The organism is Pontibacter coccineus (genome assembly GCF_030546575.1).
Lineage (GTDB): Bacteria > Bacteroidota > Bacteroidia > Cytophagales > Hymenobacteraceae > Pontibacter > Pontibacter coccineus.
Genome location: NZ_JAUOTN010000007.1, coordinates 37,943 through 52,967, shown reverse-complemented (window position 1 = coordinate 52,967; position 15,025 = coordinate 37,943). Strand labels below are relative to the sequence as shown.

The 15,025-nt window shown below is 49.5% G+C and carries 15 protein-coding genes; 6 read left to right on the top strand and 9 right to left on the bottom strand.

Annotation, left to right across the window (positions count from 1 at the left end; all coding sequences use genetic code 11):
- Positions 1-29 precede the first annotated feature (29 nt).
- The 6 genes from Q4E40_RS15810 to Q4E40_RS15785 all read right to left on the bottom strand — a co-directional run bounded on the left by Q4E40_RS15810 (position 30) and on the right by Q4E40_RS15785 (position 3,858).
- Positions 30-869, bottom strand: a complete 840-nt coding sequence (locus tag Q4E40_RS15810; protein WP_303413522.1) for a sulfurtransferase — start codon at positions 867-869, stop codon at positions 30-32.
- A 65-nt stretch (positions 870-934) separates the two neighbouring features.
- Positions 935-1,246 carry a DUF1569 domain-containing protein gene (locus Q4E40_RS15805; protein ID WP_303413521.1) on the bottom strand — a complete coding sequence of 104 codons (312 nt, stop codon included), beginning with the start codon at positions 1,244-1,246 and terminating at the stop codon, positions 935-937.
- A gap of 152 nt (positions 1,247-1,398) precedes the next feature.
- On the bottom strand, positions 1,399-1,815 hold the full coding sequence (locus Q4E40_RS15800) for a DUF6157 family protein (protein WP_303413520.1): 417 nt from the start codon (positions 1,813-1,815) through the stop codon (positions 1,399-1,401).
- Between the two features lie 48 nt (positions 1,816-1,863).
- Positions 1,864-2,385, bottom strand: a complete 522-nt coding sequence (locus tag Q4E40_RS15795) for a hypothetical protein (protein ID WP_303413519.1) — start codon at positions 2,383-2,385, stop codon at positions 1,864-1,866.
- Positions 2,386-2,511: 126 nt separating this feature from the next.
- Complete coding sequence (locus Q4E40_RS15790) at positions 2,512-3,084, bottom strand: hypothetical protein (RefSeq protein WP_303413518.1); 573 nt, start codon at positions 3,082-3,084, stop codon at positions 2,512-2,514.
- Positions 3,085-3,459: 375 nt separating this feature from the next.
- Positions 3,460-3,858 carry a hypothetical protein gene (locus tag Q4E40_RS15785; protein WP_253403204.1) on the bottom strand — a complete coding sequence of 133 codons (399 nt, stop codon included), beginning with the start codon at positions 3,856-3,858 and terminating at the stop codon, positions 3,460-3,462.
- A 150-nt stretch (positions 3,859-4,008) separates the two neighbouring features.
- Here Q4E40_RS15785 and hppD point away from each other — a divergent pair, with 150 nt between their 5' ends.
- The 3 genes from hppD to Q4E40_RS15770 all read left to right on the top strand — a co-directional run bounded on the left by hppD (position 4,009) and on the right by Q4E40_RS15770 (position 8,953).
- Positions 4,009-5,103: a 4-hydroxyphenylpyruvate dioxygenase gene (gene hppD, locus Q4E40_RS15780; RefSeq protein ID WP_303413517.1), complete on the top strand. Its 1,095-nt coding sequence runs from the start codon at positions 4,009-4,011 to the stop codon at positions 5,101-5,103.
- A 674-nt stretch (positions 5,104-5,777) separates the two neighbouring features.
- Positions 5,778-7,511, top strand: a complete 1,734-nt coding sequence (locus tag Q4E40_RS15775; RefSeq protein WP_303413516.1) for a phospho-sugar mutase — start codon at positions 5,778-5,780, stop codon at positions 7,509-7,511.
- A gap of 857 nt (positions 7,512-8,368) precedes the next feature.
- Positions 8,369-8,953 (top strand): nitroreductase family protein, encoded by a 585-nt coding sequence (locus tag Q4E40_RS15770; protein ID WP_303413514.1) that lies wholly within the window; start codon positions 8,369-8,371, stop codon positions 8,951-8,953.
- A 161-nt stretch (positions 8,954-9,114) separates the two neighbouring features.
- Here the strand turns inward: Q4E40_RS15770 and dnaB are convergent, their stop codons facing one another.
- A complete protein-coding gene (dnaB, locus tag Q4E40_RS15765) occupies positions 9,115-10,686 on the bottom strand; it encodes a replicative DNA helicase (RefSeq protein ID WP_425475179.1) in 1,572 nt (523 codons plus the stop codon).
- A gap of 133 nt (positions 10,687-10,819) precedes the next feature.
- Here dnaB and Q4E40_RS15760 point away from each other — a divergent pair, with 133 nt between their 5' ends.
- The 3 genes from Q4E40_RS15760 to Q4E40_RS15750 are packed head-to-tail and all read left to right on the top strand — an operon-like array spanning position 10,820 to position 13,325.
- Positions 10,820-12,199, top strand: coding sequence for a UDP-N-acetylmuramate--L-alanine ligase (locus Q4E40_RS15760; protein WP_303413513.1), 1,380 nt, complete (start codon positions 10,820-10,822; stop codon positions 12,197-12,199).
- A gap of 11 nt (positions 12,200-12,210) precedes the next feature.
- Complete coding sequence (locus tag Q4E40_RS15755; protein ID WP_303413512.1) at positions 12,211-13,023, top strand: 3'-5' exonuclease; 813 nt, start codon at positions 12,211-12,213, stop codon at positions 13,021-13,023.
- A 53-nt stretch (positions 13,024-13,076) separates the two neighbouring features.
- On the top strand, positions 13,077-13,325 hold the full coding sequence (locus tag Q4E40_RS15750) for a hypothetical protein (RefSeq protein WP_303413511.1): 249 nt from the start codon (positions 13,077-13,079) through the stop codon (positions 13,323-13,325).
- Between the two features lie 72 nt (positions 13,326-13,397).
- Here the strand turns inward: Q4E40_RS15750 and Q4E40_RS15745 are convergent, their stop codons facing one another.
- Both Q4E40_RS15745 and Q4E40_RS15740 read right to left on the bottom strand, forming a co-directional pair.
- Positions 13,398-14,006, bottom strand: a complete 609-nt coding sequence (locus Q4E40_RS15745; protein WP_303413510.1) for a hypothetical protein — start codon at positions 14,004-14,006, stop codon at positions 13,398-13,400.
- Positions 14,007-14,027: 21 nt separating this feature from the next.
- Entirely contained in the window at positions 14,028-14,822 is a 795-nt protein-coding gene (locus tag Q4E40_RS15740) for a M48 family metallopeptidase (protein ID WP_303413509.1), read from the bottom strand.
- Positions 14,823-15,025 lie beyond the last annotated feature (203 nt).

The window sequence follows — 15,025 nt, the reverse complement described above, 5'->3', positions numbered from 1 at the left end:
AGCAGCCGCTCTTCATTTATGCCTATACCTTAGGCCCTTGTTCCGATCGGGCGGTCGTTGCGCGACCATTCACTCCATGAGCCCACATAGAGCGTCGGTATACCCAGACCGGCATAATCCATGGCCAGTGCCGTGTGGCAGGCTGTGACGCCAGACCCGCAATGTACCACCACGTGTTCCATATCGCGACCGTCCAATACGGCTTCGTATTTCTCCCGCAGCACTTCAGGCGATAAGTAGGTACCATCAGCAGCAAGGTTTTGCTGAAATGGAATGTTGACAGCCCCCGGAATATGTCCGGCTACCAGGTCAATTGGTTCGGTCTCGCCACGATAGCGGGCTGCATCCCGCACATCCACTACCAGGTAGTTCGGGTCCTTCACGGCCTTGGCAACCTCCTCCATCTGGATAGATGGTAGTTCCCATGCCTTGAAAGGATAAGGCTCTGCTGATGTTACTTGTTCTTCTTCGCTGCTCACAGGTATACTGGCCGCCAAAGCTGCCTGAAAGCCGCCATTGAGCACCTGCACTTGTGTGTGTCCGGCAGCCCGCAGCATCCACCAGAATCGGGAAGCGGCGTTGGCACCGCTCATGTCATCGTAAACCACCACATGGCTGCCATGCGCTATACCCAGGCGCCCCAGCAACTCCGCAAATTTTTCCGGGTCCGGCAGTGGGTGTCGTCCACCTTGGGCTGCGTCTGGCTTAATGTCCGCCAGGTCTTTGTCCAGGTCGACGTGCAGTGCCCCGGCCAGGTGTTCCTGTTCGTATTTTGCCCTGCCATTGGGGCCGGAGCGGGCATCGATCAATACCAGATTGCTTTTAGACAGTAGCTCAGATAGTTCTTGTGCTGTGATAAGTGAGGACATAGTGGATAAATTAATAGAGATGATACCTGTATTTACATTATTGACGATAGACGGGCCTTGTTTGCTTATACACCAAATTGCCTCAAATGATGATCAGAATGTTTGTAAACTAAAATACCAATCTGTTCCTTCGTCATCTTTCCAAAGAAATCATGTATGAAGGCTGGATTGTGATAGTTTTCATAAGCCTGCGTTAACGAAATCCATTTCAGTTTTTCAGCTTCCAGGTCTCCACTCTCCTCCTTGGCTTTGAATTGGGAGGAAGTTGGTATGTTCTGATCAAAAGGCTTTGCATCCTTTATCATTTTCCGCAAGGCTATTTTCCCAAAAACTTTACCCACAAAAGCCTGCTTGTAGATATGGCTGTCCTTTCCCAAGCTGTCTTTCCCCAAGATCCACCCGTTCCATTAGGTGTTGTGCCCGACCATTTGGTAAACATTCATTTTACCCCATTGAGGGCTGCAGTCCGCGTTTATTGAAGCGATTCTTTCAATAATTCCGTCCCGGGCCGGCTTGTCAAAAATTGATTTCATTTTCTGCTCGATTTCATGGCCTTTACTTTCTTTAGGTTTTTGTCGGCCACAAATTCCCCGTATTCTGCCGTTTCTACTCCGTAGATCGCCATTTTCCCATCACTATCGCAATGAACACCAAAACCGTACGTTTTGGTCAAAGGCGATGCCCTGAAGCAGGCTTGTCCCTTTGAGAAAAACTGTGCTCTGGCCTGATCGTATTCGGCTTCGGCCAGATCGTTTCTGTCTGCAAAAACCTGGAATAATACCTCGTCAGAAGTGTACCTGTACGGATGCTTGGCGATCCTATCATACTGCATTTCGGCAATCGTCTTTTTTTCGCCTTTAGACGGTGGTTTTATGCCACAAGCCGCTTTAGTGTCCTCCGCCACTTCGATAAAAGTGTCAAAGTAATTGGTGGTATGTACTTTCATTTTGGTTTGAGGAGGTTATTTGTCGTGGTACCGGTAACGGCTCTATTCTTAGGTGACTATCATTGTTTTTAGAAAGTTGTCAATTCGTCCTCTCTGTATTAAGTGATGTCGCATATGCATCTCTGCATACTGAAACCACTCTAATGGGCCAAAAAACCCAAGGCCAGGATGCTCTGATTTACCGGGAGTTGCCACCTTTTCAATTTTCAACCAAATTTCATTTCCATCTTTTTTTAATTTTTTAAAATCTACGTGTAATGTCTGCCAGTCAGCAGGTTGTTTCTCATCGTCTGAAATGGAGTGGTCGACTTTGATTTTTTCATTAGGGAACGAGTTGTTTTGAAACATTGATTTTGCACTTTCTTTCATTGTTTGAGCAGTGTTCTCTTTATTACCAAAGCACAATTCAACTTGTTCAAAATACCAGTTTGTTTCTTCAATTAAGTGCACATATAGTTGTCCCATTGACCAACTTGTAGTATCAGGTTTTGCAAGTAATTTGTCTATGCTGTAATGTTGTAATTCGTCAAGCCATATATCAATGGTTTTATTAAAGTTGTCAATCAGCATAGATTTTATGTTTTTGATTTATTGTGTTGAATGTCGTTCAATAATGACCATCTAACGTGCTCGTGCAGCAGAAGCCCGAAGCATAGCGAGGGTTAAAGCTGCACTTTGTTGGCGGAAGCTATTTTTCTACCCGCCTATAGAGTTTCTGAAGAACCCATAGCATTCATGTGTATCAATGTTAGTGACTATGTTAAAGAACCAGTCACCTCCATCGTCTACAGATACCGCTTCAGTTCTCCAATCAAACTTTATGAAGTCTGATTCTTTAGAGAAACAGTTTATCCATATCAGCTTCTGCCCTTTCCCATTGATGGCTCCAAAGTACTGCCTCCTGTAAAGTGGCAGCTCTCTAATAGCACCATCCCATATCTCCATACTGTCAACACCTATTTTATCTATTTCCACACATCTCTTTAGGATTTTCTCAGCTTCGATAATTTCTTCGAGTGACGGTGTGAAAGCAGTTACTTTTTCTTCTTGTGTAGGTCTCACAAGCATTCTCAATGTAAAAACATCTGTGTATGGTCTTTTCTGCTTATCGAATACTACACCAGAGAAGCTTGGGCTTTCAACAAGGTAATTAGGTGAACTGTCAACAGGAGTCATAGCATACTCCACCCCATTAATTTGATATTTTTCTGTTTTACTGCAGGATGAAAGACAAAGCAAAACAATCAGTAGTAAAACAAAATGCTTCATTTCTTTAATTAATGTTACCGCCAACTATTGTATAGCAGGAATACCTACTCCTACTATCTGCACTATGAATGGAGTATCGTTACTAATTTTTATAGCTTTTATTCCCTTGGCAGCCTTCAATTCCCACTACTTCCATAGCGCAATACCAATATAGTTTTTATTCTATGGTTCTACAAGCTAAGCAACTATGTTATCACCTCTGTTAATGCAAACACAGGTATAGACTATAGTTCCTGAATTTATATCACGTATTAGGAGCAACGTTATACCTACAGCTGGAAACGAAAAAACCACACGCGCCCTTCATTGCTAAGAGCACGTGTGGTTCTATCACAAAGCAGACTGCAGCCTGCTACTTTCTTCTCAAGCTATACCTTACTCAGCTTTCCAAAGCTCACGCTCCTGGTCGCCGATCAGCACCACGAAGCGGGCAGGGTTGGCCGTTAGGACCAGGCGCATCTCTGTACCCGGAAACTCATCTGACTCTACCCAAACACCTTCTTTCTCGCCATTGGCATTCAGGATGCCACCTTCCAGCGTATTGGCCAGGTAGGCAGTAGGCAGCAGGATGTCAGCATCAGAGCGCAGCTTGCCGTGTACTTCTTCCAAAGCATCTTCCAGGTAGTCGCCGTACTCCTCGTTGAAATCGTCTTCCATATCGTGGAGTTCCTCTTCCATATCGTCGTAGCGCTCGTCGTTGTAGTCCAGCGCATTCAGTTCTTCTTTCTTGCTGATGATAGCCACCAGCGAACTGTTCAGTGCATTTGCGTTCATAGCGTCGTTCTGTTTTTTACAAAGTTGGAAACATGCCGTAGTAATTGCAAGAATAAACAATGATAATTTGCTGCGGCCCTTACTGGGTTTTGATAAACGTATAAAAGCTGTATTTTTACAGAATACATGAAATAAACCATACCTATACCTATGGCAACAGATATTCTGCCCCTGAACGGCACCGACCATATTGAGTTTTATGTGGGTAACGCCAAGCAGGCCGCTCACTTCTATCAGACGGCTTTCGGCTTTAAGCTGGTAGCCTACGCCGGTCCAGAAACCGGTGTGCGGGATCGCGCCTCTTATGTGGTGCAGCAAGAGAAAGTCCGCCTGGTGCTGACTACTTCGCTGGATCCCAACTCAGACATTGCCCAGCATGTGCACCTGCACGGCGACGGCGTGAAAGTGCTGGCCCTGTGGGTAGACGATGCCGAAGCCTCTTTCCGTGAGACGGTAGGTCGTGGCGCAAAACCGGCCCTGGAGCCAAAAACATTGACCGACGAGCATGGCGAAGTGAAAGTAGCCTCCATCCATACCTACGGCGATACCATCCATACCTTTGTGGAGCGCAAAAATTACAGCGGCGTGTTCATGCCGGGTTATGTGCCGCGCCAGAGCGAGCTCGACATTGAGCCGGTAGGCCTCAGGTATGTGGACCACTGCGTAGGTAACGTAGAGCTGGGCCGTATGAACGAGTGGGTGAAGTTCTACGAAGATGTGATGGGCTTCAAGCTGCTGCTCACTTTCGACGACAACGATATCAGCACGGAGTATACCGCCCTGATGTCTAAAGTAGTATCAAACGGCAACGGCTACATCAAATTCCCGATCAACGAGCCGGCTGAGGGCAAGAAAAAGTCACAGATTGACGAGTACCTGGAATTCTACCGTGGTGCTGGTGTGCAGCATATCGCCGTTGCCACCAACGACATTCTGCATACCGTTGCCGAGCTGCGCCGCCGTGGCGTGGAGTTCCTGCGTGTACCGGAAACCTACTACGAAGACCTGATGGAGCGCATCGGCCACATCGACGAAGACATGGCCGACCTGCGCAAACTCAACATCCTGGTTGACCGTGACGATGAAGGCTATCTGTTACAGATCTTTACTAAACCAGTAGAAGACAGACCGACCGTTTTTTACGAAATCATCCAGCGCAAAGGCGCCAAATCGTTCGGTAAAGGCAACTTCAAGGCCTTGTTCGAAGCCATCGAGCGTGAGCAGGCGTTGCGTGGTAACCTTTAGTCGGCAAGCAAAGTATAGCACGGTGTAACCCGTGTTAGATACCTCTGTTTTGATATAACTATAGCACACCAGTTCTTAAAACCGCTATGCGGTAAGCGAGGGACTGGTGTGATTTTTTGTGGCGTAGGGAGGTGGAAGAGTTAGTGAATGAATTAGCGAGTGAGTGATTTGGTGGTTGTTAGAATCAGGATTTTCAGGATTTTCGCAAATAATTGACACACCCCTATCCCTCTCAAGAGGGGAATGGTAGCAGCTGCTAATCCAGAGGTATAGGCCTTATAGTTCAACGTACCCCTGGCAGGTATAGAAAGACTCACTTGCCCCTTGCACTATGCAGCAGACAGCGGTGCCAGGTGCACAAAAATGATTACCCACTGTTTGAGCGTTCAGCGAGTTTGGGGAATCTTGATTTTTTTGCCTACTTTTTTTATCAAGAAAAAAAGTAGGTCCCGGCCGGACAGGCCAAGCTACAAAGCAAGGCAAGTTAGGTATAGCAATACGGAAGCTACGTCAGGTATAGGTTTAGGCATAATCATATCGGCAGCTTTACCTGACAACGAGGCCAAAGGCCTCACTATACCAGACACGAGCGAGGACGCTCGCGCCATAGTACAAATTACCATAATACATCAATTACAATCGACATTATCATCAATACATACATTACGAAAACTATGATTGAACCAGCTATACAGCACAAAATAGACGCTTGGCTGAGCGGCAACTACGACGAGGCAACCAAATCAGAGATAAACGGCTTACTGGAGCGCAACGAGCACGAGGGGCTGGCCGACGCTTTTTACAAAGACCTGGAGTTTGGCACAGGTGGTCTGCGCGGCATCATGGGGGCTGGCAGCAACCGCATGAACCGCTATACCCTGGGTATGGCCACGCAAGGACTTTGCAACTACCTGAAGCAGAACTTTCCAGGTGAGCGCGTAAAAGTGGCCATCGCCCACGACTGTCGCAACAACTCCGACGTGTTTGCCCGCATCGCCGCCGATATCTTCTCAGCCAACGACATCGAGGTATACCTGTTTGAGGCCCTCCGCCCTACCCCGCAACTTTCCTTTGCCATTCGTCACCTTGGCTGCCACAGCGGTGTGGTGGTTACCGCTTCGCACAACCCAAAAGAGTACAACGGCTACAAGGTATACTGGAATGACGGCGCGCAGGTAACTACGCCGCATGACAAGAACATCATCGCCGAGGTTAACAAAATCACTTCCATCGATGAAGTAAAGTGGGAAGCAAAATCTGGCAATATCCATATGCTTGGCCAGGAGATGGACGAGGCCTATATGGCCAAAGTGCAGAGCCTGTCCATTTCGCAGGAGGCTATCCGCAACCAGCACGACCTCAAAATCGTGTTCTCTTCCATACACGGCACAGGTATAACGCTGGTACCCGAAGTGCTCAAGCGCTTTGGCTTCACCAATGTGCACATTGTAGAAGAGCAGGCCACGCCAGATGGCAACTTCCCGACGGTGGTTTACCCCAACCCGGAAGAGAAAGAGGCGATGACCCTGGCGCTGAAAAAGGCTGTGGAAATAGACGCCGACTTGGTAATGGCCACCGACCCGGACTCGGACCGCGTAGGTATAGCCGTGCGAAACCTGAAGAGAGAGTTTGAGTTGCTGAATGGCAACCAAACTGGTGCTCTGTTGATGAACTACCTCCTGCTAGCCTGGCAAAATGCAGGCAAACTGACGGGCAAGGAGTTCATCGTGAAGACCATCGTGACCACCGACCTGATCAAGGACATTGCTGACAGCTACAACGTGAAAATGTACGAGACGCTGACCGGCTTCAAATACATTGCCGAGAAGATCCGCGAACTGGAAGGCAAGGAACTGTACATTGGTGGCGGCGAGGAAAGCTATGGCTACATGATCGGTGACTTCGTGCGCGACAAAGACGCGATTTCGGCCTGCGCCCTGATCGCTGAAATGGCGGCAGTAGCCAAAGACAGAGGCCAGAGTCTGTTTGAGATGATGGTGGAGATGTATACCCAACATGGTTTCTATAAAGAAGAGTTGGTGTCTTTCACCAAAAAAGGCCAGCGTGGTGCCGAGGAAATTCAGCAGATGATGGCCGACATGCGCGCCAATCCACCGCAGATCATCGCAGGCTCCAGAGTGCTTGAGGTAAGTGACTACAAGCACAGCACCCGCAAAAACCTGATTACAGGAGAAGAATCGAAGCTGGGCCTGGAGAGCTCCAACGTGCTGCAGTACCTCACCGAGGACGGCAGTAAGATCTCCGCCCGTCCATCTGGTACCGAACCGAAGATCAAATTCTACATCAGCGTAAACGAGCCTCTGGCTTCTATGGAGGATTTTGATGCTGTTGACCAGCAGCTGAATCAGAAGATTGAGCAGATTTTAGTGGATTTGAAATTGAGGTAAGCTTAATTGTTAAATTGTTGAATGGCTAAATTGTTGGTGGGTATTCCTGCCGGCAGTCTAGCCATTTTTTATGCTCCCGGTTCTTTCTTCCAGAAGGGTTCGCTATACCTATACCTACATGGCATTATTGCAACTGCAAGTTGCAGGTATAGCAACCTTTATTGCTTTGTAGCTTCGCCTGTGCGGCGGGCACTCACTTTCTGTCTTGACACAAAAAGTAAGCAAAAAAGTCAAGACGCTTTTAAACTCGCTGACCGCTCAAACACAAAATCGTCGTTGGTGCACCGTGCACAGCTATTCGTTTCATAGTCTTCGGGGCAAGTTAGCCTTGCTATACCTGCCAGGGGTGATTAGCTACAAGGGTTATACCTCGAAATGGCAGCAACTGATTCCCCGCCTTGGATAAGGAGGGGTGAGGGGTGGTTGGAACCGGTACTGTAAAAAAAACCACGAAGCTTATATCGATGAAGAAGCAGCGGCAGAAATTCCCTTCTCGGCAGGGGCGGGGTGGGTATAATCTGTGGGAGTAATTAAAGACAGTCCCTGAGAAGCTATTCCTAAAAACCGACAGTAATGTAGAGTCCCCCTTCGAAGGAGGCAGGGGGATGACAATCGTGCACAACTCCTTCCCCTGCTTTGGGGCAGGGTCCCTCGATAAAGGGAAAGGTTAGGATGGGGTTGGCCTCTTACAATGCTTATACCCCAAAGCCGCTGCGGACTTCCAAATCCGTGTACTATATTGATAAATTCCGAAAAGCTCTTATATAAGTTGGCGGCATCAGCCACCCCCGCAAACAGGCAAATTGGGAAGGGGCGATCAATGTCCGTACCTTTGTGGAAATAAAAGATCAATCACGATGAACGTATCATTCTCAGAGATAAGCAATAATATTAAGAACCGCAGGACGACCAAGCCCGGCAAAATGAACGGACAGCATATACCTGACGATCAGATAAAACAACTGCTTGAGCTGGCCGACTGGGCACCTACGCACGGCCACACGGAGCCCTGGCGCTTCAAGGTATACGCCGGCGACAAGGTGCAGGACTTCTGCCTAGCACATGCTGAGCTGTACAAGAAGCATACTGAAGAAGAGAAATTCCTGCAGCAAAAGTATGACAAACTGCTGCACATGGGCGACCAGGCCTCGCATGTGATCGTGGCGTACATGCAACGCGGCAACTTGCCTAAAATTCCTGCTTTAGAGGAGATTGCTGCAACTTCATGCGCCATCCAAAACTTGTTGCTGGGCGCTACTGCCTTAGGTATAGCTAGCTATTGGGGCTCCGGCGGCATGGCTTATCAACCACCTATGAAAGATATGCTCCACCTGCGCGATGAGGATGTCGTGCTGGGTATTCTATACCTGGGCTATGCGGATGAATCTGCCGGAGAAGGCAAACGTACAGTGCCGCTCGAGGAAAAGGTAGAATGGATGTAAAATGTAAAAGCCGCTGGCTCTGGGGCGCAGCGGCTTTTTTAGGATCTCTACTGACACAAGGGACCTCTGTGAGCACTACGCTAAAGCAGGCACCCTATCCAGCGATAGTTAATTGTTTTTAGCGTCCTTGGTCTTATGTCAGACTTATCTTTGTTTAAAACCTAGAACGGGGGCTCGTCATCAAACCCAGAGGCTGGGAATCCTCCCCCACCTTTAGTGCCGTCGTTCATGCGGCTTCCCAACCGGATGGCACCTGGCGTCTCAGCATCGAAGCTGCTGTTAGGCAAGGCATTAAAGCCGCCGTCTCCACCAAAATCAGAGTCCAGGTTCGTGAACTTGGTGTACTTACCGATAAACTTCAGCTGCACGTTCTCCAGGGAGCCGTTACGGTGCTTGGCAATAATCACCTCTCCTACGCCAGCCGTGGGGTTGCCCATTTCGTCTTCGGTGATGCCGTAGTATTCCGGACGGTATAGGAAGAGCACCATGTCCGCATCCTGCTCAATGGAACCGGATTCACGTAAGTCAGACAGCTGCGGTCGCTTGTCGCCGCCGCGGGTTTCCACGGCACGGCTCAGCTGAGAGAGGGCAATTACCGGCACGTTGAGCTCCTTGGCCAGCATTTTCATAGCCCGCGAAATGGAGGCAATCTCCTGTTCACGGTTACCCCCACTCTTGCCGTCAGCGTTGCCGCTCATCAGTTGCAGGTAGTCAATGATCACCATCTGGATGTCGTACTGCGCTTTGAGTCGACGGCATTTGGTACGGAGCTCACGAATAGAAAGACCTGGCGTATCGTCAATGAAGATCGGCGCTTCGGTCAGTTTGGAAATCTTATGGTTCAGCTGTGCCCATTCGTAATCCTCCAGGCTGCCTTTCTTGATCTTCTCCGAATCGAGTTCGGCCTCTGAGGAAATCAAACGATTCACCAGCTGCAGCGAGGACATCTCGAGCGAGAAGATCGCTACACCCTTCTTAAAATCCACGGCGGCATTGCGCAGGCAGGAAAGCACGAAGGCCGTCTTACCCATCGCGGGACGAGCCGCCAGGATGATCAAATCCGATTTCTGCCAGCCGGAAGTCACGCGGTCCAGGGCCGTCATACCGCTTGGTACGCCGGTCAGACCGTCGGTTTGCTTGCGTTTCTCTTCCAGTTCCTTGATGGCGGCATGCATCAAAGAGCGCATGTCGTCGAAGTTTTTTCGGATGTTGGATTCGGACACTTCGTAAAGCTTGGCCTCTGTTCGGTCAAGCAGTTCGAATACGTCGGTAGTATCTTCAAAAGCGCTCGAAAGCACTTCGGAGGAAATCGAGATCAGGTCGCGCTTAATGGAATTTTCCGTGATGATACGGGCGTGGTACTCAATGTTGGCCGCCGAGTTCACGCGGGTTGTCAGCTGCGTAACGTAGTAAGCGCCACCGGCCAGTTCCAGCTCACCGTTCTCGCGCAGTTCGTGTGTTACGGTCAGGATATCGATCGGCTCTGACTTGTCGAACAGGGCCAGGATCGCTTTAAATATGCGTTGGTGCGCTTCTTTGTAAAAAGAGTTGGGGCGCAGAATGTCAATCACCGTGGTCAGCGCATCCTTCTCCAACATCAGAGCGCCTAACACGGCCTCCTCCAAATCTAGTGCCTGCGGCGGTTTTTTTCCCAACTCTGCCACGGCAGGGGCTTTTTTGCTCCAGGTGCCGCGGTTGCCAGTTGGCCGCACGTTCATTTTCATCTCCTCCATACCACAAATTTAAAAAGTAAGCCGCCCAAGTAATCCACAAATTACGGAAGATATCCACATATTAGCGTATAGCTATTTTTATTTAGCTGAGTAATTATAATTTTGTCGGTTCGCTAAATGCATAGCACGGATTATGGAGAGAACGGATTTTAAATACATTCACCTGATTGCCACAGGGGGTAGCATCATGCACAACCTTGCGCTGGCGTTGCACGATCAAGGTATAAAAGTGACTGGCTCGGACGACGAGATCTACGAGCCTGCCAAAAGCCGGCTGGCTGCTGCAGGTATACTGCCAGCCGAGGAAGGCTGGTTTCCAGCAAAATTAGACAACCGCCCGGATGCCGTGATCCTGGGGATGCACGCCCGCGCCGATAACCCGGAGTTGCTTCGTGCCCAGGAACTGGGTATACCGGTCTACTCCTTCCCGGATTTCATTTATGAACTGAGCAAGCACAAACAGCGCATCGTGATCGGTGGTAGCCATGGCAAAACGTCCATCACCTCCATCATCATGCACGTGCTCCAGCATTGCAACCGCCTATTCGACTATGCCGTGGGCGCGCAACTCGAGGGCTTCGACCGCATGGTACGACTCACGGATGACGCTCCGATCATCATCATCGAAGGAGACGAGTACCTGTCCGACCCGATCAAGCGCGTACCGAAGTTTCACCTGTACCACCACCACATCGCGGTCATCAGCGGTATCAGCTGGGACCACATCAACGTGTTCCCGACGCCGGAGGTATACCGCGACCAGTTCCGCATTTTCGCGGAGATGACGCCAAAGGCCGGTACCCTCATCTACAACCAGGACGACGAGCAGGTACAGTTGGTGGCTGTACCACGCAACCCTGCCGACATCAACTACATTGGCTATACCGTACATCCGCATAGCATCATCAACGGCAAAACCATTCTGCATACCAAAAAGGAGGGCGATATAGAGATCCCGCTTTTCGGGGAGCACAACCTCCGCAACATCAGTGCAGCGAAGGAAGTCTGTAAGAAGATTGGTATCAAGGCACCTGACTTTTACGAGGCGCTCAAAACCTTTAAGGGTGCGGCCAAACGACTGGAGAGACTAGGCGAAAGCAGCAGCTCAGTACTTTTACGTGATTTTGCACACGCGCCTTCCAAAGTGAAAGCGACCACCGAAGCCGTGAAAGCACAGTACCCGCAGCGCAAGCTGGTGGCCTGTGTGGAGTTGCATACCTTCAGCAGCCTCAATAAGAACTTCCTGCCACAGTATGTGCGCTCACTCGATAGAGCAGATGTGCCGATCGTGTTCTTCAGCCCGAAAACCGTGGAGCACAAGCGCATGGAAATGCTCTCAGAAGAAGACCTGCGCCATGCTTTCGGCAATCCAAAGCTGCAGGTGTTCACCGACTCAACCGCCCTGCTCGAGCACCTGAAAGGCATGGACTGGCAAAACGCCAACCTGCTGCTCATGAGCTCTGGCACTTATCAAAACCTTGACCTGGAGGCGCTCAAAAAAGCGGTTCTTTAAACCACCCAACCATGCAATTGAACCTGAAGCGCCCCATCGTATTCTTCGATCTTGAAACCACCGGCACCGACATCTGCAAAGACCGCATCGTCGAGATCAGCGTGTTGAAAGTGATGCCCAACGGCGAAGAGATCCTCAAAACCCGTCGCATCAACCCGACCGTGCCGATCCCGCTCGAGTCGAGTTTAATCCACAAGATTTACGACGAGGATGTAAAGGACGCTCCTACGTTCCAGCAGGTGGCCCGCAACCTGTACCAGTTTATGGAGGGCTGCGATCTGGGTGGCTACAACCTAGTGCGCTTCGACATACCGTTGCTGGCCGAGGAATTTCTGCGGGTAGGTATAGACTTCGACATCGACAACCGCCATGTGGTGGATGCCTGCCGTATTTTCCACATGATGGAGAAGCGTACGTTATCGGCGGCTTACAAATACTACTGCAATAAAACACTGGAGAACGCCCACAGCGCCGAGGCTGATACCGTAGCGACTTACCACATCCTGAAAGCACAGCTGGAACGTTACGAGAACACGGTAGTGGAAGTAGCAGAAGGTATAGAAGAAACTCCTATCCAAAATGACATGGGACAGCTTCATAAGTTCACGTTCGAGAAGTCAGCTGACCTGGCTGGCCGCATTGTGTACAACAATGCAGGGCAGGAAGTCTTTAATTTCGGAAAGCACCGCAATGTTCCAGTGGAGGAAGTACTAAGCAAAGAGCCAAGCTACTACGACTGGATGATGAAGGGCGATTTCCCGCTGTATACCAAAAAGATCCTCACGCGCATCAGATTAAGAAACATGCAGAGTAGTGTTTCTTAATAATTCTGCTTTATTGTTAATGATTGAAGCTCTTACTTCAATACTTTCCTCCATTGGAAATAAAATATTTCAAATCAGATTTCACGCCCCTTGCGCAAACACAAGTTTGGCTCTTCGAGGTAGATTCTCAAGAAATAAAAAGAGAGATTGGTTTAGATAAAAACAACAGGGTTGTTTTTGCCTTGCCTGATAAAAACTGTCCAAGAGGTTTATTTGGTGACTCTCCAGTAAGTTTCAATTTGGAAGATATGGAGGTGATTACTAAAGAAGAATTTGAAGCAATGTGGGATACAATTATTTAAATCACCACAAATAAAAAAAAGCGGGCTGCCAGATATCTGGCAGCCCGCTTTTTTTTGTGGCTATACCTGCAACTACTCCTGTCTCGAATTTTTAAGCCGCACACCTTGCAGCATGGTGTTACCTTCCTGCACCTTATGGCGGCAGTCGTAACCAGCGGCGCGGATCGAGCACTGGCAGCCGGTGATCCTGTTATCCTCGAAGTTGAAGTAACAGAAATCGCAGCCGGCAGTGGCTTCGCAAATGTGCTTCACCGACTTGCTGCTCAGGTATAAGCTGTTGTCTGAAGCAATATCCAGTTCCAGTGCCATTGAGCGGAAAGAGCCGTTGTACATGCCCAAACCTACCAGGTAATAAGTTGCAGGAAGGTTCTTGTTGTCCTGCACCTTATGGATTGTCACTTTGTTCACCACGGTGCCGTTGCCAAACTCCTTTATAAAAGGCTGCACCAACTCCTGCTGCGGTACGACAAAATCGATCTCGTCCAACACCACCTGTGCCAACAGTTGCCCGTCATACTTAGGTCCGGCCTCTTCGTCGAGTGGCTCCTCTTCACTTTCCTCCGGGAAAGCTTCGCGGCGCGTACAGCTAGCCGCTACCAGCAGGATCAGGGACAAGGCCAGCGACCAGCGCAGGCAGGCCTGCAGTAGCTGCCGGCCATTGGCTAAGTGTGATGGAGTCATGTAGGTCTATCGGGTTAGTGATTATTTCTTGTAGTATTTCATCGCTTCCGGCATATAGCTCTGCAGGTTAGCGCGACGTGTACCAGCGCTCGGGTGCGTGCTCAGGAACTCTGGTGGTGCCTGTCCGCCAGACTTGGCTTCCATACGCTCCCAGAAAGGGATCGCCTCCTGCGGGTTGTAACCGGCCATGGCCATAAAGATCAGTCCCAAACGGTCGGCTTCGCTCTCCTGGTTACGTCCATACTTCAGCATACCTAATGAGGAACCGGCACTATAAGCTGTCATAATCAATTGCTGAGCTACACCCGGCTGTGAACCGGCCAGGGCAGAAAGTGTCTGTCCGCCGAACTGCTGCGCCAACTGCTGGCTCATGCGTTCATTGCTGTGCTTGGCAATCGCATGAGCGATCTCGTGTCCCATTACTACGGCAAGGCCTGTTTCGTTTTGGGCAATCGGCAGTATACCTGTGTAAGTCACAGTCTTACCGCCGGCCATGGCCCAGGCGTTCACCTGGTCATCCTCGATCAGGTTATGCTCCCACGCAAAGCCCTGCAGCTGGTCTGACATGTTGTTGGCAGCCATGTACTGCTCCACCGCACGCTGGATGCGCTGCCCGGTGCGCTTCACCATGGCCGTGGCCTGTGCATCGCGCGACAGTTTGTTCTCTTTCAGGAACTGGTCGTAGGCGTCGTAACTCATTTGCATCATCTGCGCGTCTGACACGAGACTCAGCTGTCTGCGGCCTGTGATCGGCACCGTCGTACAGGCGACCATCATCACTACCGCTATTGAAAAGGCAATTAACTTCTTGTACATAGTTTTAAAATTTAAATGACTCTTTCAAAAAGGCTTTTCAAATTTTGAACCAATTTTTAAGAGTCAGGATAGAGTGGATCGTTTAATATGATAAAATTACTATACTTTGACCGATAAAACAAAGTGCAAACTGACACAAAACCCCGGTCTGCCACCTTGTCCGGCATTATGGAGGTATACGAACGCTGTATTATAAAATGTTG